The organism is Sphingomonas sp. AOB5 (assembly GCF_029433115.1).
In the GTDB taxonomy this organism is placed as follows: Bacteria; Pseudomonadota; Alphaproteobacteria; order Sphingomonadales; family Sphingomonadaceae; genus Sphingomonas.
The window spans coordinates 1-25,510 of record NZ_JARNTV010000048.1; the positions used below are offsets into that span (position 1 = coordinate 1).

35 protein-coding genes are annotated in these 25,510 nt (G+C 67.0%); all 35 read right to left on the bottom strand.

The genetic code is table 11. The features are described from left to right. Positions 1-226: 226 nt before the first annotated feature. Positions 227-547 carry a phage tail assembly protein gene (locus P1X14_RS16530; protein WP_277316506.1) on the bottom strand — a complete coding sequence of 107 codons (321 nt, stop codon included), beginning with the start codon at positions 545-547 and terminating at the stop codon, positions 227-229. Further along, a complete protein-coding gene (locus P1X14_RS16535; protein WP_277316507.1) occupies positions 547-915 on the bottom strand; it encodes a phage tail tube protein in 369 nt (122 codons plus the stop codon). Before P1X14_RS16535 ends, P1X14_RS16530 begins: the two co-directional genes overlap by 1 nt. 35 nt (positions 916-950) lie before the next feature. Then, complete coding sequence (locus P1X14_RS16540; protein WP_277316508.1) at positions 951-2,381, bottom strand: phage tail sheath subtilisin-like domain-containing protein; 1,431 nt, start codon at positions 2,379-2,381, stop codon at positions 951-953. Then, positions 2,378-2,629: a DUF2635 domain-containing protein gene (locus tag P1X14_RS16545; protein ID WP_277316510.1), complete on the bottom strand. Its 252-nt coding sequence runs from the start codon at positions 2,627-2,629 to the stop codon at positions 2,378-2,380. The genes P1X14_RS16540 and P1X14_RS16545 overlap by 4 nt, the downstream gene beginning before the upstream one ends. Further along, positions 2,626-3,297: a phage protein Gp37 gene (locus P1X14_RS16550; RefSeq protein ID WP_277316511.1), complete on the bottom strand. Its 672-nt coding sequence runs from the start codon at positions 3,295-3,297 to the stop codon at positions 2,626-2,628. Before P1X14_RS16550 ends, P1X14_RS16545 begins: the two co-directional genes overlap by 4 nt. After that, a complete protein-coding gene (locus P1X14_RS16555) occupies positions 3,294-3,836 on the bottom strand; it encodes a fatty acid desaturase CarF family protein (protein ID WP_277316512.1) in 543 nt (180 codons plus the stop codon). The genes P1X14_RS16550 and P1X14_RS16555 overlap by 4 nt, the downstream gene beginning before the upstream one ends. Beyond that, positions 3,833-4,000, bottom strand: a complete 168-nt coding sequence (locus P1X14_RS16560) for a hypothetical protein (protein WP_277316513.1) — start codon at positions 3,998-4,000, stop codon at positions 3,833-3,835. The genes P1X14_RS16555 and P1X14_RS16560 overlap by 4 nt, the downstream gene beginning before the upstream one ends. Continuing rightward, complete coding sequence (locus P1X14_RS16565; RefSeq protein ID WP_277316514.1) at positions 3,997-4,530, bottom strand: phage virion morphogenesis protein; 534 nt, start codon at positions 4,528-4,530, stop codon at positions 3,997-3,999. Before P1X14_RS16565 ends, P1X14_RS16560 begins: the two co-directional genes overlap by 4 nt. Beyond that, positions 4,530-4,943, bottom strand: coding sequence for a phage protein Gp36 family protein (locus P1X14_RS16570; RefSeq protein WP_277316515.1), 414 nt, complete (start codon positions 4,941-4,943; stop codon positions 4,530-4,532). Before P1X14_RS16570 ends, P1X14_RS16565 begins: the two co-directional genes overlap by 1 nt. Positions 4,944-5,109: 166 nt before the next feature. Continuing rightward, positions 5,110-5,871: a hypothetical protein gene (locus P1X14_RS16575; RefSeq protein WP_277316516.1), complete on the bottom strand. Its 762-nt coding sequence runs from the start codon at positions 5,869-5,871 to the stop codon at positions 5,110-5,112. Next, complete coding sequence (locus P1X14_RS16580) at positions 5,868-6,758, bottom strand: Mu-like prophage major head subunit gpT family protein (RefSeq protein ID WP_277316517.1); 891 nt, start codon at positions 6,756-6,758, stop codon at positions 5,868-5,870. The genes P1X14_RS16575 and P1X14_RS16580 overlap by 4 nt, the downstream gene beginning before the upstream one ends. Before the next feature lie 12 nt (positions 6,759-6,770). Next, a complete protein-coding gene (locus tag P1X14_RS16585; RefSeq protein WP_277316518.1) occupies positions 6,771-7,577 on the bottom strand; it encodes a hypothetical protein in 807 nt (268 codons plus the stop codon). After that, positions 7,577-8,689, bottom strand: a complete 1,113-nt coding sequence (locus tag P1X14_RS16590; protein ID WP_277316519.1) for a phage protease — start codon at positions 8,687-8,689, stop codon at positions 7,577-7,579. The genes P1X14_RS16585 and P1X14_RS16590 overlap by 1 nt, the downstream gene beginning before the upstream one ends. A gap of 149 nt (positions 8,690-8,838) precedes the next feature. Further along, entirely contained in the window at positions 8,839-10,524 is a 1,686-nt protein-coding gene (locus P1X14_RS16595; protein WP_277316520.1) for a phage minor head protein, read from the bottom strand. Then, positions 10,524-10,919, bottom strand: coding sequence for a hypothetical protein (locus P1X14_RS16600; RefSeq protein WP_277316521.1), 396 nt, complete (start codon positions 10,917-10,919; stop codon positions 10,524-10,526). The genes P1X14_RS16595 and P1X14_RS16600 overlap by 1 nt, the downstream gene beginning before the upstream one ends. 65 nt (positions 10,920-10,984) lie before the next feature. Beyond that, positions 10,985-11,152, bottom strand: a complete 168-nt coding sequence (locus tag P1X14_RS16605) for a hypothetical protein (protein ID WP_277316522.1) — start codon at positions 11,150-11,152, stop codon at positions 10,985-10,987. Next, the gene (locus P1X14_RS16610) at positions 11,149-12,870 is read right to left on the bottom strand and encodes a DUF935 domain-containing protein (RefSeq protein WP_277316523.1); all 1,722 of its coding nucleotides are present in this window, start codon (positions 12,868-12,870) and stop codon (positions 11,149-11,151) included. Before P1X14_RS16610 ends, P1X14_RS16605 begins: the two co-directional genes overlap by 4 nt. Positions 12,871-12,878: 8 nt before the next feature. Next, positions 12,879-14,399: a terminase family protein gene (locus P1X14_RS16615; protein ID WP_277316524.1), complete on the bottom strand. Its 1,521-nt coding sequence runs from the start codon at positions 14,397-14,399 to the stop codon at positions 12,879-12,881. Then, a complete protein-coding gene (locus P1X14_RS16620; protein WP_277316525.1) occupies positions 14,396-14,965 on the bottom strand; it encodes a phage protein Gp27 family protein in 570 nt (189 codons plus the stop codon). The genes P1X14_RS16615 and P1X14_RS16620 overlap by 4 nt, the downstream gene beginning before the upstream one ends. Next, complete coding sequence (locus tag P1X14_RS16625; protein WP_277316526.1) at positions 14,965-15,267, bottom strand: hypothetical protein; 303 nt, start codon at positions 15,265-15,267, stop codon at positions 14,965-14,967. The genes P1X14_RS16620 and P1X14_RS16625 overlap by 1 nt, the downstream gene beginning before the upstream one ends. Continuing rightward, complete coding sequence (locus tag P1X14_RS16630) at positions 15,264-15,638, bottom strand: hypothetical protein (protein ID WP_277316527.1); 375 nt, start codon at positions 15,636-15,638, stop codon at positions 15,264-15,266. Before P1X14_RS16630 ends, P1X14_RS16625 begins: the two co-directional genes overlap by 4 nt. After that, positions 15,628-16,074: a hypothetical protein gene (locus tag P1X14_RS16635; RefSeq protein WP_277316528.1), complete on the bottom strand. Its 447-nt coding sequence runs from the start codon at positions 16,072-16,074 to the stop codon at positions 15,628-15,630. The genes P1X14_RS16630 and P1X14_RS16635 overlap by 11 nt, the downstream gene beginning before the upstream one ends. Next, on the bottom strand, positions 16,071-18,755 hold the full coding sequence (locus P1X14_RS16640) for a hypothetical protein (RefSeq protein WP_277316529.1): 2,685 nt from the start codon (positions 18,753-18,755) through the stop codon (positions 16,071-16,073). Before P1X14_RS16640 ends, P1X14_RS16635 begins: the two co-directional genes overlap by 4 nt. Beyond that, positions 18,752-18,901, bottom strand: a complete 150-nt coding sequence (locus tag P1X14_RS16645) for a hypothetical protein (RefSeq protein ID WP_277316530.1) — start codon at positions 18,899-18,901, stop codon at positions 18,752-18,754. The genes P1X14_RS16640 and P1X14_RS16645 overlap by 4 nt, the downstream gene beginning before the upstream one ends. Positions 18,902-18,953: 52 nt before the next feature. Next, a complete protein-coding gene (locus P1X14_RS16650) occupies positions 18,954-19,490 on the bottom strand; it encodes a hypothetical protein (RefSeq protein WP_277316531.1) in 537 nt (178 codons plus the stop codon). Next, a complete protein-coding gene (locus P1X14_RS16655; RefSeq protein WP_277316532.1) occupies positions 19,490-20,146 on the bottom strand; it encodes a glycosyl hydrolase 108 family protein in 657 nt (218 codons plus the stop codon). Before P1X14_RS16655 ends, P1X14_RS16650 begins: the two co-directional genes overlap by 1 nt. 43 nt (positions 20,147-20,189) lie before the next feature. Beyond that, positions 20,190-20,594 (bottom strand): hypothetical protein, encoded by a 405-nt coding sequence (locus tag P1X14_RS16660; protein ID WP_277316533.1) that lies wholly within the window; start codon positions 20,592-20,594, stop codon positions 20,190-20,192. Further along, entirely contained in the window at positions 20,591-20,791 is a 201-nt protein-coding gene (locus tag P1X14_RS16665; protein WP_277316534.1) for a hypothetical protein, read from the bottom strand. Before P1X14_RS16665 ends, P1X14_RS16660 begins: the two co-directional genes overlap by 4 nt. Further along, positions 20,788-21,042 (bottom strand): hypothetical protein, encoded by a 255-nt coding sequence (locus tag P1X14_RS16670; RefSeq protein ID WP_277316535.1) that lies wholly within the window; start codon positions 21,040-21,042, stop codon positions 20,788-20,790. The genes P1X14_RS16665 and P1X14_RS16670 overlap by 4 nt, the downstream gene beginning before the upstream one ends. Continuing rightward, positions 21,039-21,242: a hypothetical protein gene (locus tag P1X14_RS16675; RefSeq protein ID WP_277316536.1), complete on the bottom strand. Its 204-nt coding sequence runs from the start codon at positions 21,240-21,242 to the stop codon at positions 21,039-21,041. The genes P1X14_RS16670 and P1X14_RS16675 overlap by 4 nt, the downstream gene beginning before the upstream one ends. After that, positions 21,239-21,994 (bottom strand): regulatory protein GemA, encoded by a 756-nt coding sequence (locus P1X14_RS16680; RefSeq protein WP_277316537.1) that lies wholly within the window; start codon positions 21,992-21,994, stop codon positions 21,239-21,241. Before P1X14_RS16680 ends, P1X14_RS16675 begins: the two co-directional genes overlap by 4 nt. Further along, positions 21,991-22,413: a helix-turn-helix domain-containing protein gene (locus tag P1X14_RS16685; RefSeq protein ID WP_277316538.1), complete on the bottom strand. Its 423-nt coding sequence runs from the start codon at positions 22,411-22,413 to the stop codon at positions 21,991-21,993. Before P1X14_RS16685 ends, P1X14_RS16680 begins: the two co-directional genes overlap by 4 nt. Continuing rightward, a complete protein-coding gene (locus P1X14_RS16690) occupies positions 22,410-22,667 on the bottom strand; it encodes a hypothetical protein (protein WP_277316539.1) in 258 nt (85 codons plus the stop codon). The genes P1X14_RS16685 and P1X14_RS16690 overlap by 4 nt, the downstream gene beginning before the upstream one ends. After that, positions 22,664-23,641 (bottom strand): AAA family ATPase, encoded by a 978-nt coding sequence (locus P1X14_RS16695; protein ID WP_277316540.1) that lies wholly within the window; start codon positions 23,639-23,641, stop codon positions 22,664-22,666. The genes P1X14_RS16690 and P1X14_RS16695 overlap by 4 nt, the downstream gene beginning before the upstream one ends. A gap of 21 nt (positions 23,642-23,662) precedes the next feature. Next, positions 23,663-25,510: transposase domain-containing protein (locus P1X14_RS16700; protein ID WP_277316541.1), on the bottom strand; the 1,848-nt coding region annotated here is incomplete at its 5' end.

The following is a 25,510-nucleotide window of genomic DNA, read 5'->3' on the forward strand; positions in this document are numbered from 1 at the left end:
GACCTCGCGGCCGGCCGTGATCGCGGCGCGGCCGATGCCCTGCACCGTGCGCCGCGTCGCATCGAGCGCCCGCGCGCCGCGCTCGCGGATATCGAGTAGAAGCGATAGCCTCACGTCCGCCCCTCTTTGGCAATTCGCTCAGCCTGGCTCAGCCAGAACTCCAGCATCTGATCGTCCAGCGCCCACGCCTCGGAGGGCGGGAAGCCGAAGCCCAGAACGAGATCGCCTAAGCGGTCCCGCCAGTCGCTGAACCAGGCGCCATGAAAAAACCGAACACCGCATCGATGCGGTCCAGGTCCACTGCATCCAGTTTCAGCGTCGAGACGCGGAGCAGCCCGGTCTGCGCCTCGATCAGGCGAAGCAGCCGCTCATAGTAAGTGGCCGGTTGGTCCAGGATGAGCATGTCCGCGCCGGTCAGCCGCTTGAGCTGAAGCTCGGACACGGTGCGCGACTGCTGGCCCTCGATCACCTCGATCGGCAGCAGTAGGGGGCAACGGTTGTCGGGCGTCAGATAAGCCGGCCGCTCGACCTTCTTCTCCTCGGACATCAGCGCACCTCCTCGGCCGGTGGGCCGTAGAACACGACCGGCGCCTTGCCGCTGCTGGTGTCGACGGTCGGCGCGCCTTCGGTCCAGGCATGGCGGATGACAAAGGCCTGGCCGGTATCGAACTCGACGCTGAGCGTCACATCGTCCATCGCGGCGATCGCCGTCGGACTGAACGAACCCTTCGACTGCGCATCCAGCTCGACCTTTGCGGGCTTCGGCTCGCCGTACTTGAAGCCACCGGCGCTATAGTCGCCGCCGACCGGCTCGCGAACCGGGCCGCCCGGATCGAGCTTCACGTTGCCCGCATGAATCGTCCGACCATCGGCTTTTACCGTCGCGCGGCCGGTGTGCTGGTTGGGATTGGCCATTCTGAACTTCCTCTAAGATGCCTCTAAAGCGCCGCTCAGCCGATGAACTCGAAGCGCGCCGCCCAATTGAAGAGCGGATCGACGAGATCAGGCGTGAGCAGCAGATTGCATTGGGTCGGGTCGGTAGCGTCCTGCTCGATCACGAAGCCGGCGATGAACGTGTCGATATTCTCGATCAGCTCGGCCTCCTCCCAGTCGCGCGCGAGCGCGATGGTCTCGAAGCGACCGCTATCGCGCGTCCCGGCGGTGTTCTTGGAGCGCGGAAACTTGCGCGCCATCATTTCTCGCCAGCTGTAGCTCAAGTATCCGAGGGTCGAGGTGCGGGTGATATCCAGCCAGTTGCGATCCGGCGCCGAGAAACTGTTGACCTGACGGAAGCTGATCAGTCGTTCGATCTCGACGTCGCCGGAGGACGTGAAAGTCACGGTAGAAATACCGGCATTGAGAAGCTGCTCGCGCTCTGCGTCGATGAACCGGTCGGTTGCGATCGGCGCGACGATGCCGGTCAGCTTCAGCCCGGTCTGTTGTCGCGCGGGATCGATCGCGAGGGCGTTCCCTGCGACGGCCGCAACGGCGGCGGCCAGCTTCCAGGGCGGTGACGGCATTTTCTTTACACCGATGCCCGTCGTATGGATGCCATTGCGCGTCTGGCCGAAGGAAACGCAGGTGCTCAAGGTCCCGGTGACGCCGATAAACGCGCGGCCCGGGATCTGCCGCGCCGCGCCCCAGCGGCTGTCAAGCTCGGTATCCGCCGTCGTCAGATTGGCGGCATCATTCAGCCCAAGCGCGATGTACGGATACCATTCGGTGCCCAGGGCCGCCCACACCGCCGAGAGATCCGGATTGGTCGCACCGACCACGCTCGACGCAATGACGCTGGTGACGCCACCGGGAAGCGCCTGGTTCTCGAAATGGTTCTGGCGCAGATCCAGCTCGTTGCCGGCAGTACCCTTATGGCGGAACGTGACGGTGACGACGCCCGCGGCACTGGTCGCGGTAACCGGAAGATCGAGGCTGGCATTGATCGCTGCCGCGGTCGCGGTTGCCATGGCGGTCGCACTATCGCCACTCGCGACCACGACAGGGACCTTCACACCGCCGATCATGTAGGACAGCTCGCCCGCGGCGGACGAAGGCCCGGTCAGCGTGATCGTCCAGACAGCCGCGGTGCCGCCCGCATTCTCATCGATCGACATCGCCCAGATCTCGATCGATGAGTTCGCCAGAAGCGCCGAGGCCACCATGCCGTGCAGCTGGGAGCCGCGGCCGAAATATTCTGCGGCCTGGTCAGCGGTCACCATACGCCGCCGCTGTAATGCGGCGACGGTGCCAGCCGCGCGGCGATAGCCAACGACCAGAAGCTTGTTGAGCGCCGGGGGCAGACCGCTGATTGCGCGACGCGCAGAGAACTCAGCGCGACTTCCCGGCACACGGCGAGGCGTGATGCTGTCGAATGCGATGGTCACTTGGCCTTGCTCCCCTTGCTCGCGGTGTCGGCCGCGTCACTTTCGACGCCGGCATCGCCATCGGCGGCACGTTCGCCCTTCAGCACGGCGGCCTCGCTGGTCATCTCGATGTCGCCATCGTCCAGGCGGCGCTGCCAGAAGCTGTCCCAGGGCACGCCCTTGCCATGCGGCGGCACCAGGGCATTGCCGGCCGCGGGATCGCGGACATCGCGCCCCTCGGCCGGCTTGATGAAGCGGCGGTCGGTCATTCTTCAACTCCCAGGGAAACGACGCTTGTCGCGTCGGCGTGATCGTCGTCGGGCAACTGCGTCCCGGGTTCGAGCGGGTCGCGATCGACCGGGACCGGATCGCCGAACGGCGCCAGGTCCCAGTTGGCATGCAGCCGCAGCAGAGCGTCGGGATCGGTCTCGCCGTCGCCGGTGACGGCGATCGGGAAGGTGCAGGTCAGCTCGACCGCATAGCGCGACATGGGCCGCTTGGTGTCGCCGACCAGCGGCGCCACCGCGCGGGCCGGGCCGCACGAGAGCGGCTTGACCAGGCCGAGGTTCAGCGACTGCCCCTCCAGCGCGGCGACCGCGCCCAGCAACAGACGATAGCTGCCCGGTTCGGTTGCGGGATTGGGGCCGCCATGGCGCTGATACTGCTCGCCCGGTCGCCGGTTCTCGTCGGCGATCATCAGGCCGAACGATCCGGTGACGTGCAGCTCGTCTTCGCCGGTCTCCGCATTGTAGGCCTGCACGGCGCCGTTCCAGCCCGAGAAGGTGACCCAGGCGGCCGGGCACTGGACGAGTGCGTCGGAGTAGAGATCCGCCTCCCACGGATTGGGGAAGGTGGTCAGCGTCTTCCAGCTGAAGCCGAGGCTCCCTTCCACCGCGCGCAGCCGCGCCAGCATCGCCTGCTCGATCGCCGCGATCATCGCGTGCCCCCGTTCACCGGCATGCCCATCGCGGAGAGGCCGCGCTCGAGCACGGTCCAGAAGCCGTAGCGATCGAGGAATGGGTTCAGCAGGTTGGTCAGCACGCAATAGCGGCGGCTCGGGATGCTGTGGTGGCCGTGATGGTGGCCGCCCGACTGGAATAGCCCGGCGGTCTGGAGCGTGCGCACGATGTACGGCAACCCCAGCGGCGGCCGGTGCGCCCAGAAATGAACTTGATTCATCATCAGCCCGCCGATCGTCGCCGCGACCCAGAAGGGCGACGGGCCGGTCAGCAGGAAGACGAGCGCCGAGATCGGCACGACCGCTGCCCAGGTGGTCGAGTTGCGGGTGAGGAAGCCGGCGCGCGTGAACGCCACCGGATCGGTGTGATGCAGCCGGTTCGGCGCGACGATCCACCGGCCGACGATCGGCCAGCGCGCCTCGGCGGCGCGATCCTCCCACCAATGGCCCAGCCCGCCGACGAAATCGGCGAACAGCCATCCGGCAACGATCTGCCCGAGGATCTCGAAGCCGGTCACCAGCCGATGTCCTCGAAAAGCATGCCCAGCGCTTGCAGCGGCCAGCCAAGCGCGGCGATCCAGTCGTCCCGCTCCATTGGACGCCGCTGCAAGCGCGCATCCTCGACGCCGAATGCTAGGCTGGCAACGACACCACCGATATAGCAGGTGAGCAGCGCGGTCATGCTGCCTCCCCCGCCACATAGTCGCCGGCCATGCCGATCATGTCCTCCTGCGCGCCGGGCGAGACGCCGAGGAACTCGCGAGCAGGCGTGTTCGCCTGGCGCGAATGGGCGCGGACCATCACTTCCATCGGCGACTGAAGCCGCACGCCGAACACGACGCTCATGATGCGGCGATGCGCAGAGACCTGCTCAGTCCCGGTGAAGCCGTCGTTCTGGCGCCGCGCGTAGATCACGTTCGTGCCGACCCGGACATAGCTGCGGCCGACCTCGCGGTTCATCGACGGGCGCAGCCGAGGCGGCTTGCCGTGCAGGATCTTGCGATTGTCGCCCTCGGGCCGGAACACCGGCAGCCAGGGGATGCCTGCCGGCGTATGCTCGCCGTCGAAATTGTCGTCGATATCGCTCTCGATGACCTGGCCGAGGATATCGAGCAGCGGTTCGGGGTTCTCCAGCCGGCCGATGATGCCGGTCAGCTGGCGCTCGACCTCCTGCTCGCCCTTGAACGCGATCGTGTAGTCCGCGCCCGCCATCAGAACGAACCCAGCGTGTCGCGGCTGAAGACGCGATCGCGCGACGGCACGATCACCGCGCCATCGCGCGCGGGCAGATCGCCGCGGCCTTCGTCCAGCTTCAGGATGCCGTCGCGGATCTCGCGCAGCTGGCGCCGGACCTCGGCTTCGCGATCCTTGACGTCTTCGGTGCGGGTGCTGTGCATCGCGGCAAAGGCCAGCGTCAGGTTGATCGCGCGGAGCAGCGGCGGCACTGCGATGCCCATTGCCTGGGCATGAACTTTGGCGACATAGCCATCGATCTCCGCGGCCGCCGTCGCCAGTTTAAGCTCGACTTTCGCGATCACCGTCGCATCCCACGACGGCGCGTTGGCGAGCTGGACGAGTGCCTGCTCCCCATATTCTGCGCGCATATCGTCGGCGGTGGCGTACATGGTGGCGATCGATCCTCGTGAATGAAGCCCCCGGCGCAGTCGGGGCACCTTCGGCGCCGGGGGGATGGCGCTCCGTCGCAGACACCCCCGTGACTGCATCGGATCGCCGGGTTGGCCAGGCCCGATCGGACGGCTCGTGACACCGCCCGCGCTCCCGGCCGGAAGCTCAGTTCTTGGGCGCGGCCTTCGGCTTGGGGGCCGCCTTCGCCGTCTTCAGCTTCTCGATCTCGGCTTCGAGCGCCGTGATCCGCACCCGATTGGCGGTCATCAATGCGTTAGAACCGGCGAGCTGGGCCATACGATCGACAACCCAACCGACAACCGTCACGTCATCCAGCGACACGCCATCCGAACCCGCCTGGTTGCCGAGGGCGATGATCTTGCCCAGCGCCTCGCGGATGCGGTCGTAGACCTCGAACAGGTTCTCGATCGACGGGTGGCCGCGCTCGGATGCCGCGGCGGCGACCATGTCCAGGCGCGCGCCCTGGGTCGAAATGGTCGACGCCTGCTCGCGCACCTGACCGGCGAACGACTGGAGCTGATCCAGCGCCTGGCCGACCGTGTCGAAGCCGAGTTCCTTCAGCCGCCCCATGACGACCGCGACGTCGGGATCGGGTTCGGCCGGCGTCGGCTCGCTGGCGATCGGCGGCGCGCTATCGGGCAGCGGGCCGAATTCGGCGACGAATGCATTGATCATCAGCTGGCACGCCGCGGCATCGACATTGTCGGCCAGCTGCGGGAACGGATGGAAGCTGCCGTCTTCGGCACCCGCGGTCACGGTCAGCACCGGATCGCGCACCAGCTCCAGCAGCCGCGCGCCGTCCAGCTCGCGGATATCGACGACCACCGGTTCGCGCGTCGGCCAGCCCAGGCCCGCCCGGAGATAGGGCGACCGCTGGCTGACGATGCGGATCTCGCCGCGGCTCATGCCAGCCGCTCGGCGAAGACGCACTCGACCGAGTTCCAGTGCACGTTGCTCTCGCCACCGGCCAGGTTCTGCTTCTTGATCAGATCCTCGATCGCGGCGCGGGTCGAAACGCCGTAGACGATGTGCGTGGCGGTAATGCCGCGCGGATCGCCATTCTCGTCCTTGTACGCTGCCATCGCATCGCGCGCGGCGACGAAATTGGCGGCGTTCGGCGTGGCGGTCGAGCGATAGGCGAGGAACGGCATGGTATAGCCGGCCGCGCCGCGTGCTTCGGCGTAGCAGCCGAACATACCGGTGTCGGCGACCTTGCTGTCCTGGGGATCGGTGATCATCCAGAAGTGCGGCGCCTCGCGTTCCTGCCAGATCAGCGGCTTGAGCGGCTTCGACAGGTCGACCAGGAACCACGGCTCCACCTGGCCCGCGGTGTTGGTGTTCGAATAGGTCGAACCCGCGGCGTCATAGGTCGGGTGCGCCGCATCGAAGAAGTTCTGATTGTCGAAGCAGGCGGTCAGGTGGCCCTGCTGAAGCGCGATCGTCAGGACGCGGTCCGGCCACAGCGTCGCTTCCTGGCCCCATCCTTCGAAGATGGCCGGGAAGATGCCCAGATTGTCGTCGGCCAGCTGGTGCTTGTGGATGCCGGTCGTCGCCTCATAGGCGTCGTTGATCAGCTGGTAGGCGCGCTCGGCGAGCGCCTTCCAGCGCTTTTCGCCGAGCCACTTGCGGAAGATCGGCATGGCACCGAGGAACCCGTATGTCTCGGTCTTCGTCGACGAGGTGACGCGGGTCGCCAGCAGCAGGAGCTTCGGCTTGGCGGTGGACTGGCCCCGCTTGAACATCGAGTTGTAGGCGGTGCGAAGCGCCTGAAGTGCGGGTGCGGTGATCTGCAACGGATTGCTCCCTTAGTATCGAATTTCGAGGAGACCGCGCACCGCGCCGCCGCCGTTGAAGGCAGCCGCGGGAACGATCTGAATGCGCTGGCCGGCGACCACTGCGGTGGTCGCGTCGCCCAGCGTCGGCGTGTCGGTGACGATGCTGCCCTTGGCAGCCGCGTCGGCGATGGAGTTGGTGAGGCCGACCACATCGGTCGTGTCGTTCTTCACCGTCACATCGCCGCCCGTGACGATCGCGGTCTGCACGATCGTGGTGTTGCGCGCGATGAAGCCGGAGATCGGGCAGATCAGGTCGATCGGCGTCCCGGCCGCCAGCTCGGTCGCCGGAATGTCATAGGGCAGATGGAAGACGCGATCGGGCAGCGCCGCGATCTCCGGCCCCATGCGCACCATCACGCCTTCAGAGCTGACCATCCACACGATGCCCGCACGCGGACGCATGCCGGCGAGCGAGTGCTTCGCCACCGTCTCGTCGTCGATGATGAAGCAGTAGCGCCCGATATCGGCGACGCTCAGCGCGTCGACACCGGCGCTGTTCTTCGCCAGCCAGAAGCCGGACTGAACATTGGTCGTGACGAGACCATCGGTCACCCCGCCGATCGCGCCGTCGATCGCCACGCCGAAGACGCGGCAATTGGCAACGTCGCCGACCTTGGCGAAATCGCTGCCGCCCTGGCCGATGCGCGCGGGGCGGACATAGCCGCTGGCAGCCATGGCGAACCCGCCCTGGATCAGCGCGACGGCAGTCGTCACGCCCAGGTGCAGCATGCCGCCTTCGCCGCCGCGCACCGTCATCTTGCCCGAAGCGAGGGCCATTACTCGTTCTCCTCGTTGAGTGCGACGAGATACTCGTCGTTCGACATGCCGGCAGCGGCAGCCGCGGCTACCTGATCGGTCGAAAGGACGGTGATCTTCTCACCGGGACGGTGCCCTTCGAGCTGCGCGCCGGGCGCGATGATCGGCGGCATATCCTTGAAGAAGGCGGTCGCCGCGACCTCGTTCTCCTCGTACCAGTCGCGCGTGCTCTGGCGCTTCGCCGGGATAACGACGCCGGCAGCGACAAGATCGTCGACGATGTTGTCCAGACGCTCGCCATTGAGCTTTTTGAGCTGGTCGCGCATCGGCTCGACGACCGACGCCGGGACATAGCCCGACAGATCCGGCGCCGCGCCGGCCTTCAGCGTGGTAACGGCCGCGGCGACTTCCTCGACCGTGGCGGTCGCGGCCAAGCCGGCCGCCGCGGCGATCGTCACGATCGACGCGCTAGCCTTCAGCTTCGCGATCGCAGCCACGATCGCGGGAACGTCGGCGTCGGCACCAAGGCCGGCCGCCGCCGCAATTTCAGTCAGATCCATTTGGTCTTCCTCAGTGACGCCGGCAGCAATCAGCTCCGGCAAATCTCGGATGGCCCCGGTCCCAACCAGGGCGAAGTTACGCAGGCGGACGACGTCACCGCCCTGGGCAGGCTTCCGCGCGCTGAACAGCGGCGAGATGTAACGATACTCCAGCCCCTCGATCGCGGCCGCGGCCGCAGGGGTCCAGCGCACATCGTTGGCGTAGATCCCGTCGTCCTCGACGGTCAGGTTCGCGGGCTTGACCCAGGCCGAGGCAGGCGCCCGGCCGCCCTTTCCATGAATCGGATCGGCGGCGAGCGTCTGGTGATCATAGTCGCCAGGCATGTCGGCCGAGCCGTAGAAGTTGGCGGTGGCCGCGACGATCTCGGCGGCGTGCGCCTTGTCGCGGATGCGATAGGGACCGCGCCCGTCGCGCAGCGTGATCGCGCCCAGCGGAATCAGCATGAAGCGCGTCGGCGCCTTGCCATCGACCAGCGAGATCTCGGCGCTGGCCGCGACCGCGTCGACCAGCCGGTCGGCGGCACTCGACGCGCCGGCCGCTACAAGCTCGAACTGATCCGGAACCCCGCCCATGAACGGGCTTATGCGTTGCCTGAATGCGCGCTCTAACCTGAACTAATTCAGGTCAAATCAGGGCTGCCGCCATTCATTGATCGAAACGCCGATCGAGTCTATATCGCTGCCCGTCGCTCGCGTTTCGGACGTGTGCCTGGGGCTAGTCATCAGGCGGGCGACTTCTTCCCCCCGCTGCGCTTCTTCACCCGCTCGCCGGCCGGGCCGATCTCGCGCCGGTACATCGTCTCCACGACCAGGCCGCGGCGGCGCACGGTGAAGATCACATGCGTCTCGGTGCGGCCGGTGCGTTTGATTGCGCGCACGCCGGGATTGCCGTCGCGCGAATCCTCGACCCGCACCAGCCGGTCCGCCTGGTTCACGACGCGATGCGCGCCCAGGATATTACGAAGGGTCACCGGCCGATGCCCCGGCTGCTGCCACGCGTCGGGACCGTGCCGCTTGAGGATATGGCGCGCATGGCTGCGCTCGAGCACGATGTGTTCGCCCCGCGGCGCGATGCCCATGTCGCGCAATTTGCCGAACGTCGCCTCGGTGGCCACGCCGATCGACAGCGGCCGCACATGCGGCAGCGACGGATCGGCTACGGCGGCGAGGAACTCCGGCCCATGCATCCGCGCGAACCGGCCTGCTCGATCGCGCTTCTGGTGCGGATTATATGCCGCGGCGACGAGCTGCTCGACGTCGGCCGCCCGCGCGATCCGCCAGCGCCAGCCGATCCGGCCGATATCGACGATCGTCGCCAGCCCGGCCGAGATCCGCGCATAGCGGCGCATCAGCACCAGCTCGCCATTCTCGGCACGGACCCAGATCCAGCGGATCGAATCGGGCGTGACGATCGCCGCGGCGATGCGATCGAGCACCACGCCGGCCGAGCTGCCGCCCGGCATCCGCACCGCGCCATTCTCGGCGATGAACCAGCTGCGGCCGATCGGCAGCGGCCAGCCGTCCCGATCCATCCAGATCGCATAGCGGCCGGGATCGATCCCGAACCGCTTCAGGAAGCGATCGACCAGGGCGAGCTGGACATTGCGGAACTGGGCCGACGCGGAAACCTCGCCCTCATCCCTGCCGAAACTTTCCGGCAGCGGCTTCGGCGCCAGGCCGCGCAGATGCTCCTTGCCGACATTATAGGCCCAGCCCTTGCCGATGCCCCGTTCGCTGACGCCGGTCTCGCCGGTCCGCGTGTTGACCCATGTCACATCGGGGAAGCGCGGCGGCTTTTCGGTTAACTTCTTCTTCTGGCGATCGAGCATGCGCTGGCTGCGCGGGATCGCGGTGCACCGGCATGCCCAGTCGCAGGGCGGGTAATGCGTATCCCACCACGGATCATCGATCGGCAGGATCGTGCCGTCCCAGGCATTATGCTCCGGCCGCACCTTGTCGTCCTCCATCGACCGGTATTCCATGAACGGGAAGGCCGACTTCACCCGCTGGGCACGTTCCCATCGTCCGGCCGCATAAGAGGTGCGCAAATTGGTGTCGAAGATGGTCTTAAGACGCCGGTTGCTGCCCAGCTGTACCTTTTTCGATTGGCCCGTCGCCGGATCGATCATCTGCTTCCGGCCCCACCAGCCTAGCGCCTCCAGCTTGGGCCGCAGCGTCTTGCGGAAATCGTCGAACGTGGTGCCGTCGCTGATCGCGCGATCGACCTCGGCCCGGATCGCCTCCAGCACCGATTGCTTCATGGCCTTCGCCACGGTGAAGGCGCGGACATGCTCACCCTGGAACACGTCCTCCCAGGCGAAGCCGATGCGGAAGCCCTTCGACTTGAAGAACGCGATCGCCTCATGCGGCGGCACGCCCGCGGGCGGCAGATCCTCGGGACCGGCCATCAGAACGGGATCTCGTCGTCAGGCGTGGTGCGCTCGTCGTCCTCGATCGGCAATCCGGCAAGCTGGACCAATTCGATCTCCGTCAGCACCCGCGTTTCGCCGTTGCCCCACGTCGCGAGGTACCGAAATCTACCGGCGCGGTGTTCGTCCAGGATGCGGCGGCACGGCTCGACATATATCCGGTCGCGCTCCCACAACCGAGCCGCTGCCTCAAAGGCGCGATCGACAAGCGCATGCGCGTCGCAGTCGAAACTGTCCCAATACTCGGCCGCCGCTCCCGGAAATCGGTGCTCCAGCGTGCGCCACAACCGGCGCAAGAGGATCTTCGCGATCGCCAGCTGTTCCTCGGCCGACGCGCCCGATGGTGCGGTGGATCGTGGGCGAGTGCGTCCCATAGCCTGCGCGGCCGCCAGCGTCTCCGGCCGTACCGACTTGGGTGGCTGCGGCCTCGGCGGCGACCTCACATCAGCCCCCGATCGCGCGCCATCGCGACAAGCCATGGCGTGTTCATCAGCACTGCCGGCACGCGACGGCCGTCGTCGAAGCGCAGCACGCCCTCGGCGGCCGCGGGGATCGGGATAACCTGCAACCGCTCGATCGCCTCCGCGAGCGTCCTCGGTTCGCTCACGCGCCCGGCTTCTCGATCAGCCCGGCCACCCGCGTGGCGAAGCTCGATCGCGCCAGTGCGGTGACCAGCGTGCTATCGTCCATCCGGTCGATGATCTCGCCCGCGCGCACCGCGATCAGCTCGCGCACTTCCTCCAGCGACGCGGCCGAAGCGATCATTTCCTCGAACCCGCCGAGCAGCGCATCGTCCAGTCCGCCGAGCTGGCCGATCGCGTCGTCGACCAGCCGGTCGAGCGCATCGGGTTCGCGCACCATTTCCGCCGCGGCCGCCGCTGCAACCGCATCCGCGTCGTCGTCATCGACTTTCGATGGCGTCTTAAGAGGGTTTAAGAGGGGTTTCTGGCGCGATTCAGGATCTTCGGGTCCGTTCGGGGCGATTACGCCCGGATCGCCATTCTCGGGCTTCTCCGTCGCCGGTGCCGCCAACAGCTCCTCGCCCGGTTCAGGCGCCGGCAGCCCGGTCACCTTGCGGAAGTGGTTCACGCCTACCGCAACCTTATGCTTTACCGCAGCGTCGATCGCCTTCAGCCCACGATCCATGTCGATCGCGTCCGGCTCGCCGACCCTCACGATCGGGTACCGCTTCCGCTGGCCGCGATTGAACATGACGATCGGCTTCGCCACGTCGCGCGTCAGCGTCACCGAAAGGCCCATAGCATCTGCATCGCGAATATCGCCGCGGACATTCTCGTGCTGGTTCGCCATGCCCGAGCCAATGCCGCTCGGCTTCGCATCGGCAGAGCTGGTCTGGCCGATCGTCGCCTTCGACGTCAGATCATCGACGTAGGTCAGAAGCGTGTGGAACATCTCCGGGTTGGCCGTAGCGCCCCCCGACGTGATGAACTCCAGCATCATCGACTGGGGAATGACGCAGCCGGCGTCCGATCCGATCTGGGCCACCGCCTGGGCCAGCTTGCGGATATCGGCTTCGCTGGTCCCGTTGGCATATTTGCCGACACGCAGCGGCAGGCCGTACACCTCAAGGAAGGTGATCCAGTCCTTCAGCGCGAAGTTTGCGAACAGGTAGAACCAGGCCACCGTGCGGGCGAGGCCGCCCCGGATCGGCAGGCCCGATTTAGATTGGGCGAAATGGGTGATGAACTTGGCGGGCGGCAGCGGCTGGGCCAGCCCGCTATCGCCATCGATACCGCCCTTGAGCAGCAGCTGCTTGCCGGTGACCTGGTCGAACTCGAAGAAGCGCGGATCGACCCATTCCAGCCGCTCGGGCAGCCAAGGCGTTTCGTCCAGGTTCCAGATGATCTCGGTGACGCTGTAGCCCTTGCCGATCGCGTCGAGCATGTCGAACAGCTCGCCCTGGAGCGTGAGCCGCTTCAGCCAGTCGCGGACCAGCTGGGCGTCCTCCTCCTCCTCGGGGCTGTCGCCGGCCGCCTCGACGTTGATCGGCAGCTGCGCGACCGCGCGCTTCCGCGTGCCGAGGACGGAGAGATAGTGCGGGTATTTCTCCTCGATCTCCTCGGCCAGCTCCAGATAGGCGGTGGCATCGCCGTTCTCGGCCGCGCGCAGGATCGAGCCGAGGCGCGCCGGATCGAGGCCCTGCGCCGGATGGCCCGACACGATCGAGCGGATGCCGGTAACGGTGGGCGCCGAGATCTCGCGCGTGAGCACGTCGCGCCCCGATCGCAACGGGATGCCGTTGCGATCGACCAGGGCGGGCGGCGGCGGGGCCGCATAGGGCACGAGGGCGCGGCTGTCGGACATGGGAACTCCTACCAGGTGCCGCCGCGCCCGAACCGGCCGCCGCTCCGCTGGCGGCCGCCGTGGCGGCGGGAGAAATTGTCATCGTCGCGTTCGCCGCGGCCATCGTCGCCGAAGCCGATCTTCGCGACGGAGCGATAGGCGATCAGCTGCTCGGGGAAGCTCAGCGCGCGCACCAGCAGCGCGGCCGCCCAGAACCAGTCGGCGTGGACCTCGCCATCGTTGACGATACGGATCGATCCGCTTTCCTCGCTGCCGATCCGCTTGATCGCCCGCACATCGGCACGAATATCCGGACGGTTGGCGGGAATGCGTAGAAGGCCCATCTGGAATGCGGTCGCGAGGCCGAGCGCCAGATCCAGCCGGTTCGGTCCGGTCAGCAGCATGCCCTCGACACGGAAGCTGCCCCATTTGGTCTGGCGGTCCTCGACCACCTTCTCGCCCATGCCGGTCTGGTCGATCAGTGCCTTGAGCACCCGGCGATCGCGCATGCGCGCATCGAACCACGCATCCTGGTGCGCGAAGGTCTGGCCGATCTCGTTATACTCGTCGCGAATCCAGATGACGTTGCTGATCAGCTCGCCGCCCAGCTGGATCTGGCCATCGCGACGGCGGGCAACGTCGCTGCCCATCCCATAGGTGCCGCCCATATAAAGCTCGGGCTTGCCGGCATCCGCATGCTCGGCCGCCGCCAGATCCTCGGGCTTGATCAGCGATCCGCTGCCGGCACTGGGGATGCAGTCCAGCTCCTCGCGGGCCGCGTCGCCATATGTGGCGTAGATATCGGCGATCCATTCGTCCTTGGGCAGGATCGATCGCCCCTTGGCTTGAGCGACGAGCGCGATCCGCTCGTACAGGCCCTGCGCGATCGCCGTTTTGAAATCGATCCGCAGCACCTCGCCCTTGCGGCGTCCGGCACGAATATCATCGATCAGCGTGTTGAACGGGTTGTCGACGCCATCGTGCGTCGACCAGACGATCACCTGGCCACCCCACATCAGCAGCGCCAGCGCCGCCTTCAGCGTTTCGCCGATATTCTTGTGGAACGCCGCTTCGTCGATCAGGACCTTGCCCTGCTTGCCGCGGATCGCCCGCGGCACACTGGGAAGGGCAACAATCTTGAGGCCCGCCGAGAAGCGGATGCGGAAGGCCATGACTGGCTTCTCGCCGTCACCTTCGAGCAGCTCCTCGTCGACCTCGTTGGCTGCGATCCCGAAGACACGCGCCCACATGGCGCACGCTTCGATGAACTCGCGCGCCATCTCCATGTCATAACCCATGTACCAGCAGTTATCGCCGCCATCGCGGGCGGACTTGCTGGCCGTGAGCACGGCGAACGCGGCGATCGCCCATGTCAGGCCGATGCGTCGGGACTTCTCGATGACGAGCAGCGAGACGCCCGCCACCGCGCGAGCGGTGACCATCGCCTGATAGAGCAGGAACACGGCCGCGCGGCCGACCGATGCCAGAACGCTCTCGCTGGCCTCCCGATCGGCGGCGCGCTCCTCGCGGCTCAGCTCACGCCGGCTCATACTTCGACGCCCAGGACTTCCCGGTAGATCCAGTCGGCGGTGTCCTTGCCCAGACCTCTGGTCTTCGCCGCGTCGCGTGCCTTCCCCGCGGCCGCCTTGATCGCAGCCTCGCGTGTCTTCACGACCAGCTCGGCATTCGCCTTGCGGGCCGAGACCAGCTGCTGGATCGTCTTGCTGACCAGCATCGACTGCATGGGATCGAGCGTGACGGGCTGGCCATCGCCTTCATCGTTGGTCGCGGTCAGCAGGCGTAGCACGCTGGTGGACAGCAGCTCGATATTGAGTTCGAGCAGGCGATCCTCGCCGCCTTCGCCGACCTGCGCGATCAGCGCCTCGGCCACCTCGCGCGCCTGACGCAGCTGCGCGCCGACCTCCTCGATCGACTTGACGTGGCGGCCCAGCGCCGATCGCGACGGCAGGTGCTCGGCTGCGAGGACCTTCTCCAGCGCGGCGCGGATCTCGTCGATCGTGAAGCCGCGATCGATGCGCAGCTTGCCGATCAGGTCGCGGATCTCGGGATCTAGCCGGTCGATGGTGGAAGGCGTGTGCCGCCGCGGCTTGCGCACTACAGCCCCCGGTGCGGGCTTTTGATCCCGTCGATCGACACGTCGCCGGCCACGGCCATGCGGCCGCGCTCGGTCACCGTGGCGACCATCACCGTGTCGCGGAACATCGTGGTGGTGGCGCAGTCGCGCTCGGCCAGCTCGCGCAGCAGCTGGCGGCACGCCTGCTGGTCGAGCGCCTTGCCCAAGCCCATTTCGCGCAGGGCGGTGAGCAGCGAGCCGTCGTTCGACTTGCCGCCCTCGGCGATCATCAGCTGAAGGATGACCAGGCGACGCTCGGCGTTGAGTTCGTCGAGATAGCTCACTGGTCCATCGCCTTCCTGATCAGATGGCGCTCGATCCGGTCGACGGCATCATGGGTTCTGCCAGCCAGTTCCTTCGCACCCTGCATCTCGGCACGAAGCACGTTGATCTTGCCTTCCAGCGCGAGCACTTCGCCACTACTCGCGGCAGCGCCCTCCACCCGCTTCATTTCGCTGCGAATGAGATTCAGGTCGTCCGCCGTAGCAGTGCTCTCCAGCGTCTTCTGGATGGCTTTCACCTCAGCAAACAGCTTGCGGATCTGGCGATTGGGTGCGTCGGCGACGCCGGCGTCACGGCGGCCGTTCCAATAGACCCACAGCACGGCCGCTATGATGCACAGCCCGACCAGGAGCGAGATCCAGTCAACTATCATCGGTCTTATCCTTCCCACCGGCGCTGCCGGCGATGCGCGTCAGCAGCGCGTCGGTGATCATCTTGATTCCAGCCATCGCCTGGCTGCCCAGCGTCTCGGCCACGGCCAGGCCGGAGAAGCCCAGGCCGATGCCCCAGCCGAGCGCGACCAGCAGCTGCTGGCCGGTCAGCACGACGATGCCCACGATCAGGAGGTGCAGCGAGATCCGCACGGCCCAGCGGCGGCGCGCGGTCAGCGGAGCGGCGGGCGGCGCTGCCATCAGCTCGCCCAGCAGCACGCCGAGCATGCCGGCGATCGCCGAGACGATCGGCACGGTCACGCCGCCCACGATCAGCAACTCGGGCACCGGCAGCACGATGTTGCCGCCCGCCGAGCTGAGCGCGGCGACCAGCGGCACGGCCAGCTGGCTGCGAAGGAGTTCGCCGGGCGCCATCATGCCCACAGCATCGCCGATGCGAAGTTCGGCGGCAGGATCGCGTCGTAGCGCGTGTAACTGCATTCGAGCACGGTGCCCGCCGGCATCCCCGCGCCCTGGATATCATTGAGGCGGATATACCATTTTGCGGTGGTACCGCCGAGGCGGTCCTGCACCAGCATGACGCTGGTGCCGCCCTTGCTGACCAGTCCGCCATTCCAAAGATAGGGGCTGTCGACCAGGATCACTGTCAGGTGGCCGGTCTCGGCACCCCAGACGATGACGCCTTCGAACTCCTGCCCGAACCAGTTCTCGCTGTTGTTGCCGAGGTTGAAGACCCGGCTCACCATAGAATTGATCTGGCGCCAGCGCTTGTCGCCGGGATAGCGCGGCCCAAGGATGGTGCGATCGCCCTGCGTGACGGTCGCCAGGTTGACGTAGAACTGCCGCCCGGTCTCCAGCGCGACTGTGGAGGTGAACCGGCACCAATGGGTGAGCTTATGCCGGTCGAGCGTGATGCGAACCTGACTGGTGCCGAAAACGCCATCGATCGGATGGGTGAAGGTGCTGTTATACCGAAGCTGGGAAGTACCGCCGAGCAAGACATGCTCGGAATGGATGATTCCGGTGGCGTCGGCTGTCTTCGCTTCGTCGCTGCCGACCGAAGGGAAGCGGACATAGTCCGTCCCGACCTCGCTCAGCACCTTGCCTTCCGCGTTGTAGGCGGCGCCGGCCGAGCCGGTCAGGGTGACCGGTTCGTTGACGAAATGGGTATGGCCCGCGGGGACGTAGATCTTGGCGACGTTGCCGCTGCGCTCGCGATGCGTGACGACGTTGCGCGGCGTCTTCTCCACGCCATCGATCAGCAGCTTCAGCGTCCCGGCATCGACGCTCTCGCCGGTGTGGCCGGCGCCGAGCAGCTCGATCGCCGACTTCACCGTGCCGCCCGCATCGGCCGTCGTGCCCTCGTTGGGGCCGACCGAGGGAAAGCTGATCGTCGTACCGGCAACGCCCGTCAGCTTCACATTGGTGGTGTTATAGCCGGTACCCCCGGCGCCGGTGACGGCGACCGGGTTTCCGATGACGAGCGGATGGGCGCCGATCGTCAGGGTCGCCACGTTGCCCGCCCGCGCCCGATGCGTCATCGCGCGGCTGAAGCCCGCGGCGACGCGCGCATCCGCGGTGAATATCTCGCTGGTCGATCCGCCATTCTCGGCAGAAATGAACCTGGAGCGGAACAGGCTGCACCCGGGATCGGTGTGCAGCATGGTCGGCGTGCCATAGACGATGCCGCCGAAATAGGTGCGGCTCGGCGTGGCAGCACCGGGCGACTTGCCCTTGATCGGCCACACCTTGATCCTGATCGTCAGCGATCGGCCTACGCCATCGTCGGCATAGTAGATCGGCTGTTCGACATAGCGGGTCCGGTTGGCGACGTTGATGTCGTTGATGTTGGTGCCCTGGACATAGGCAAGCGGGTCGATCTGGCCAGCGCCGGTGCCGACGTCGCCGGCAGCCAGCCCGCCAGCTGCAACCAGCTGGGTGGCATTGGGCATCAGGTTGGGGATCACCGGCGCACCGGTGACATTGTTGATCGCGGACACGCTGGTCATCGCGTAACTGTCTTCGGCGTAGAAGATGACCATCGCCATGCGGTTCACGTCGGTCGATACCGCGCCGATATTGCCAACGATCGTGTCGCCGACATTCGTGAATGGCAGGCCGATCGCGGTGCCGCCGGGATCCTTGGTGAACGCGCCGTTGCTGTACGGGATCAGCTTGCCCGGCCGATACTCGGCGAGCGAGGTGAGGAACGGGACGCCGCCCCAGGTGAACTGATAGCCGATCCACTGTTCCAGCGTCTGCTCGCGACCCATGACGATGGCGAAGTTCCCAGCTCGGCGAGAAACCCGGGAGGCATTGGCACAGTCGCCGAAGCTGCCGAACACGGTGTTGTTGACACCCGTCAGCGTGACGCAGACCCGGCCCGTCGACGGGATCACGTCGGGGATATGGTAGATCTCGCCCAGGCCCTCGGCATCGGCGATTTGCTCGATCGCGCCGATCTTGGCGGCGCCGAGATCCACCAGCGCTGCCGCCAGCCCCTCGGTAAACGTCTCCTCGGCCTCGACCAGCAACGCGGTGGCCGCCGCGATCGCCGCGGCGATATCGGCCATTTCCAGATTGGCGATCCGCTTCCAGCCGACACCGGGCACCGCCGAATAGACGCCGGTATTGGGCACCGGCGCACCGCCCAGGACGGGATCGACATGGGTGCCGGCATCGGGACCATAGACCTTGGCCGCCTTGCCCGGCGTGACTGTCGTGGTCGAAATCGCTTCCAGCTGCACCCAGCCGGCCAGGGCGAGGGATTCGCCGAGCGCCTGGGCGAGCTTCTGCGCGAGCAGGTTGACCTGGTCGAAATTGATCTGGTCGCCCGCGACGCGAGCCTGCACCTCGGCGCCGAGCTGGGTCAGCACATTGGCGACCGCCAGGACGCGCGCGTTGATCTCCGCCGCGATCGAGTTCGCGCTGACAGTATCGCCCTGCGCGCGCTGCTGCGAGACGAGCGCGGTCGCGCTGGCCGCGGCCGACGCGTTGGTCGTGACCGTGCCGAGAAGCGCCGTAAGCGCGCTCTCAAGCCACGCCACGCGCACCTCGACCGAACTGCCGGGAGCAGGGGGACTTCCAAACACGCTCACCGCGGGCAGACCTCCCGCGCGTCGATCAGGCGAGCGCGCAGCTGCTCGGCCCAGGCGGCGAGATCGCCGACATAGGACAGGCCAGCCGGATTGCCCTCGATCACGGCTTCAGCTGGCACCGCGGGACGCGCGGGCAGATCCGCCATCACCTCGGGCGGGCACCACGGTTCACGGACCGTGACCCTCTCGACGATCGGATCAGGGGCGGGAAGCGTCGCTTCCGGCTTCACCGCTGAGGCGCCGCAGGCAGTCAGCATCGCAGCGGACAAGGCCATCGGCAGTGCGCGGAGCAGTCGAAATCGTGCGGTCATTGTCGGCCTTTCGGGTGGCGGTGGTGGTGGCGCGCTTCTCGGCGCGGGCGACGGCATCGGCCGTGCGGGCATCGGCCTGGGCGAGCTGGGTGCGCAGGTCGGCGCGCTCGGCGATCGCCGCATCGCGCTCTGCGACGGCGCGCTTCACCTGCTCGGAACAGGCGGCGCGGATCGCATAGAGATCGCGCCCGGCCAGCGCCTGTTCGCAGATCGCGGCGCGGGCGCTCGCCCGGATATGCACGGCGATCTGGGCCGGGCAGACTTCGGGGACGCCCGGCTTGCCTTCGGCCACGGCGATGCAGTTATCGCGCTGGAGCGTCAGTTCGCGCACCTTGCCGGCCTGGTCGAACCGGTCGACCACCGCCCAGATCAGGAACATGCCGATCAGGGCGGGAAGCCCGATCTTGAGAGCTTTCAGCCACATCAGATTCTCCCCAGTTCACGGGCACGGCGCAGCCAGCCGTCGAGATATTTGCGCTGCGAAGGCAAGGCGGCGACGATCGCGCGGTACCGGTCGGCCGCGGCATCGCGATACTTCTGGATCAGGAAGGGCATGCCGAGTGCCGGATATTGCAGCACCCAGTCGAGACCGCCGCGGGTGGCGGTGCCGATATCGCCGTCGACATGCAGGATCGCCGGGGGCGTGGCGGCTTGGCTGCGCGCCCGGCTGAAGCTGGCGTTGATCGCCCGCTGAAGCAGCTTTGCGGAGGCGACCAGGCCGCCATTGACCGCCTGATCGAACATCGCCTCGCCCAGCGGCGCGGGGATATTGTCGCAGTCGAGCCGGTTCCAGAAGCAGCGCTGGAACAGGTACATGGCGTCGATCGGCTGAAGCGCGCGGATATCGTCAATGTCGATATCCCCGTCCATGTCGAGATCGAAGTCGGCGATGCCGTCCTCGTCCAGGTCGATCTGGCCCTCGGCGACGAGAAAGCGAAGCGACGCACCGTATTTGGTCGGCCCGCCGCGATCGTCCTTGTCGTTCGAATACAGGCCTTCGATCGGAGCCAGCACCTTGTAGGCGCGCCGGTACCGAGGCCCGAAAGCCGTCACAACGATCTCGTCTGAAGTCCCGCCCATGGACGGGTCTATGGGCCGGGTCCGGGGGTCGCTCTAACCTGAACTATTTCAGGCCAAACAACTCATGTTGCCGCCGATTTTCGGCCAGCTCCTTCTTGTGCTTCTCAAGCATCTTGTAAAGCCCGCGCTCGGTATAGTCGAACGACAGGGCCACATCCTTCAGCGTCATGCCATCCGGAAGGTCCAGAGCCGTCTCAAGCGCGCGCTGGCGGCGATGATGCGCCTTGGGCAGATCGAGCACGCGGCCGTGGAAGAACTCGGCCAGCTTGGCGGCCCGCTTCGCGCCGATGATCACGGCGATCGGCGAATGCACGCCCAGGCTGCGCGGAATATAGGTGCACGACCCGCCGAGCCGGGAGATCAGAAGATCCACCGCTTCCTGGCCGATCACCTGGGCGATCTCGTCCAGGAGCTGACGGCGCTCGGTATTGGGCCGTGCGAAGTTCACTGGCGCCGCGCCTCCGGGGCCAGCGGCAGCACGTCGCCGCACGCGGCGCACTCTGCCGATGCGCGGCCGAGCAACCAGTGCGCGCCGTCGCAGCTCGGGCAATGGGTGCCCGCGCGATAGATCGGGCGGCGCTGGCCGAGGACGACGGTGAGCCGCAGCTCGTCCCGGCCATCGAGCAGGGTGACAGCGGCGGTCATGCCGGCGTCTCCTGCCCGTAGGCCGCGAGTTCAGCATCAAGGCGGTCAAGTGCGCCGCGCAGGTCGCCAATCTCACGCTCGAGCCACTCACGGTTGGTTTCCTGCTCGGCAGGCGGAAGGAGAGGATTGACGCTTTCGAGGCCCCAACGCAGAGATTTTCCGAGCGCGGCCAGCATTTCGCCCGCTTCCTCGGCGGCATGGGCCATGGCGAAGTGAACATCGCCGGTTCGCAGAAAGCGCGGATCGGTCACAGCTCGCCTCCGTACGCCAGCACGATCTTCGCGCGTTCCTCGGGAGCGAGCTTTGCCAGCGCTTCGCGACCAGCGGCGCGGCGCGCCTCGGCTTGGCGTGTACGTTCCCGCAAGAGGGGTAAATACCGCGCCCTCCATGCCTCGTTTTCCGCGCGGATTTCGGGCAGCAGCTCTGCATGGGTCCGGCCATTCATGCTCATTTTACCGCTCCCGCTGCCTTGGCTTCCCGGATCGCCTTGCCCAGCGCCTGCGCGACCTGGTCCAGCTCGCTGCTGGTCGCGGTGATGACGCCCATGATCTCCACGCCGCCAAAGGATCGCGCCGCGCGCGCCACGTCCCAATCGGCATCGGCCCATTCCGCCGCGATCAGGATCTCCAGCTGGCGATCGACCAGGCGGCGACGCAGCACGATCGGCACGGCCGCGGGATCGAGGCCCTTGGTCGATTGATCCCAGCCTGCGCGGCCGGCCATCGCCTTCAGCGCCTCGACCAGCTTGTAGATCTCGGCCTGCTTCGCCCACTGGAAGCGGGTGCAGCCGAGCTGACGGCACGCGAACGCATCCAGCGCCGCATCGGAGGAATCATCGATCACGCCGAGCTGGTGCAGCGAGATCCACATCGCCCGCGCCTTGAGCGCGCCGGGGAAGCTGGCGGGCGTGCCCTTGCCGCGCTTGCCCTTCGGGGCCGCCTCTTTCCATCCGCGAGACTTGAAGTGCTCGATCACAGCGACAAGCTTGTCGTTGCTGGCCAGATTCGAGCTGGAGACCTTCGCGACGTTGATCAGGATCTGACGATAATCGGAATCAATCAGGCCGATTTCCTTCTTCGCCACATGGATCTTCGCGATCAGCGATCGCCGATAGGGCGTCAGCGGAAACTCAGCGTCCTCGCGGCCGAAGGTCAGCGGATTATGGGCGCGCCCCGCGCCGAACAGACGGGCACCGGCTTTCATTGGATGCTCCCGGTAAAGCGCTGGAGCAGGCGATCGGTCAGGGCGCGGAAATCCGCATCGGTCTGACGCAGGTCGGTCGCCCGGCGCAGTTGGTGAATGATGGTCGTGTGGTCGCGATTGCCGAGCACCTGGCCGATCGTCGTGGTCGACGCGCCCGCTGCGCGAGCCGCGACCCACGAGACGGCGAAGCGCGCCACCGAAACCGCATTATGGCGGCGCTCGCCGACCAGTTCCCCAATCAGGAAGCCGGTCTCGGCCGCGACGGCAGCGAGGATATCGGTGACCTTCGCCGCGCTTCGAACGCGAGCGATCGTGTCGATTTGTTCGATGGACACGCCGGCCTCGCGCAGGAGGACGGCGAGCGAGGCGACCTCGGCCGAATTGACCGGGCTGTCGAAGACGATGAGGCCGATCCTCACGACGCGAAGATCCAAATGGCGGGATACCACTCGCCCAGCAGCGTGCCGATCGCGCCGGCCGTGCCGAGCATGGCGATGCCGAGGACGGGATTGCCGCGCAGCGCAGCGTCCAGCTTGGCGATCTGGGGCACGGGCTTGCCGGTCAGCCGTGCCATGCACGCGCCACAGATCGGCTCGCGCACCGGGCAGCCGATCTGGCGGATGGTCCCGATCGCCGGCTCGCCGCACTCGCAATGCTTCTGGTCGGCGCTCATGCGGCCCTCCGCTCGATGCGGATGACGCGGTTCGCGATCGCGCGGGCGACATGGTCTTCGCCCAGCGACTGCTCCAGCCCGAGCGCGTTCAGGCGCGCCGCGTTCAGCACCTTGCGGACCTCGTGAAAGCCACCGTTGATCGGCGACAGCGCGACTTCGGTCAGCATGTCGCGGATCGGCGCTTCGATCATGTCGATCGCGTCGCAGAATGCGGCGACGTCCTCGGCGGTCGGCGTGTCCTGGATCAGGCGGTTGTCGATCCGCCCGTTCAGGCGGCGATAGGCATGCCGGTTCGTCCCGGCCTGGCCGAGAAGCCGCATGTTCAGCTCCTCATTGCCCCACAGCGCGATGCCGAGGCCCGCCTTGTCGTACCAGCTGCGCAGCTGCTCCATCGAATCGAGGTCCAGATGGTTCGCCTCGTCCACGATCAGCAGCGCGCGACGCCCCTTCACATGGTCGATCACCTGGGCCGATCGCTGCTGAGTCCAGCCGCTCTTTGAGGTGATGCGCATCGCGCGCATCACTTCCGCGATCATCGCGCTGACCGTCTTCGTGGATTTCTCCATCGTGGCGAGGAACACCGTCTCGCCCATGCTCTGCTGGTAGTGCTCGGCAGATCGCGTCTTGCCGGTGCCGGGTCCGGTGGCGGCGACGGTCATGCCACCGGCGTGCGCCTGCTCCAGCAGGAACAGCAGGATCTGTGCGGTGGGCGTCTCGACAAAGGGGCCGGCCGCCATCACTTCGCGCGCGCGATTGTCCTGGCTGGAGCGCTTCTGCCGGTACTGGAACAGCCGCCTGGAGATATTGTCGAGGCGGCCCTGATAGGTGCCGTTGCAGAACGCCGACAGGGTCGCTGCCGGGATGCCGCTATCCTTCTCGATCGCGCTCCAGCTCATGCCGGTGCGCTGCCGCAGCGCGAGCAGCCACGCGATCATTTCGTCGATATCGACCGGCATGTCCTCGGGATTGTTCATCTTGGTGCCCTTCTTCGAAAATCAGTTGCGGCCGCCGTTGAGCAGCTTCAGCCCGGCGCGCTGATCGCGCAGCGCCTCCCGCTGAGCGGCCTCTTGGGCGGCTCTCGGAACCCTCTGAGCGGTCGGTTTGAGCGCGGCGGCGGTGGTGCCGCGCGGATGGATCAGCCGGGTCGCGCCGGGTTCCGGTGCGGTGACCGGCGAAACCGGCGTGTAGCGATCGGCCACGCGCGCTGCGTCGAGCAGGTTTTCCGCATCGACCAGCGCTTTGGTCTTCTTGCGGACGTCCTTCTCCTGCCGGGAGCGCGCCTTGGCGCCCGCCACGTCGAGGAAGCCCACCGCCGACCAGACCGGCGCCGTGCACAGGAACGCGCCCTTCGCGTCATAGACATGGATCGGCGCGTGCAGATCGTCGGGATCGAACCGCACGGTCACCCGGTCGCCCGCGATCGCCGACAGCGCCTCGGTCCAATACTGGTTGCCGTGCAGCGTAATCGATCCGTTGTTGCGGTCGGTCGGGCGGTTATCGACCGCCAACAGCGCGCGGCGCAGCAGCTCGGGATCGGCCCGGCCGATCGGCGCGGTCGCATAGCTCTCGGCGAACACCTCATCCAGGCTGCGGCCGTCCGCCTTCGCCATTTCGGTCTGGCGGCCCGGCTGCGCATTGTGGCGCGCGATCTCGGACTCGACGATCTCAATGAACTTGTCGATCGGCACCGCCTTGCTGCGGTAATTTTCCGGCTTCGCGTCAGGGCGGTTGCCCGTCCATGCGCCGGCAAAGGCCGGGTGCTTGGCAACGACGCGAGCGAACTCGCCGAAGCCGCGCTCGATCGGCTTGGACTGGCCGCGGCGCGGCTTTGCCCAATGGTTCGCGATGTTCAGCGAGGCGAGGAGGCCCAACGGCTCCTCCTCGCGGACCTTGAACCGGAACCGGGTGGGCATGCCGCCCGAGATCTGCTTGCTGGCAAAGGCCCGGCCATTGTCCATCAGACAGGCCTTGGGGATGCCGTAGCGCTCGAACAGGTGGGCGAACGCCAGCCGCGTCTCGATCACGCTCTCGGTCTTCCCGACCGACCAAGCGAGGTACTTCCGGCTGTACACGTCCTGGATCGCGACCATCACCGGTCGGACCGGAACCTTGTCCCCCGGCCACATCACCCAGACGTCCCATTCATGGCCGTCGATATTCACCAGCTCCATCGCGTGGAGGCCGGCGACCGTACGATTCTGCGCCGGGATGGTGCGGCGAAGCGCCTCGGCACCTTCGCGGCACGATACGATCACCTGGCGCGGCACTTCGCGCTCCAGCTTGCGGAACAGCGTGCGCTCGTGCGGCAGCGTCAGGCCGCGCGGCTTGGCGTGGAGATCGCGGACGCGCTTGTAGCAGCTGGAAAAGCTCGGCTGCTCGGGCCGCAGAAAATCCGACTTCAGCAGCTCCCAGATCTCGGGGTCCACATCGGCCTTGGGCGCACCGCCGCCGCGCTGGGGGGCGATGAACGCCAGCCGGTCGCAGTCCGCGACGCCGCGGATCAGCTCCAGCCATTCCTCGATCGTCGAGACGCCGTCGCCATGGTGCGCGGCCGCGCTGGCGATCGCCGCCGTGCGTGTCATGCCCGCGGCGCGGAAGGATTCGATCATCGCGACCACGATCATGCGATGCTCGGCCGCCGCCTTCACCGAATCGCTCTGGCCCGCGAACCAGCGCCACTGCGCTTCGGCGCGGGTTTCCGGCTCGGCGGCGACATGCGCGACCGCGGCCACGCCCATCTTGACCAGCGCCGCACGCGCGGCGGCGGGTATAACGTCGATGTTATATTCGATCGGCGCGCCGCGGGCGCCTGCGCGCATCCGGGCCAGCGGCGTCGCGTCGGC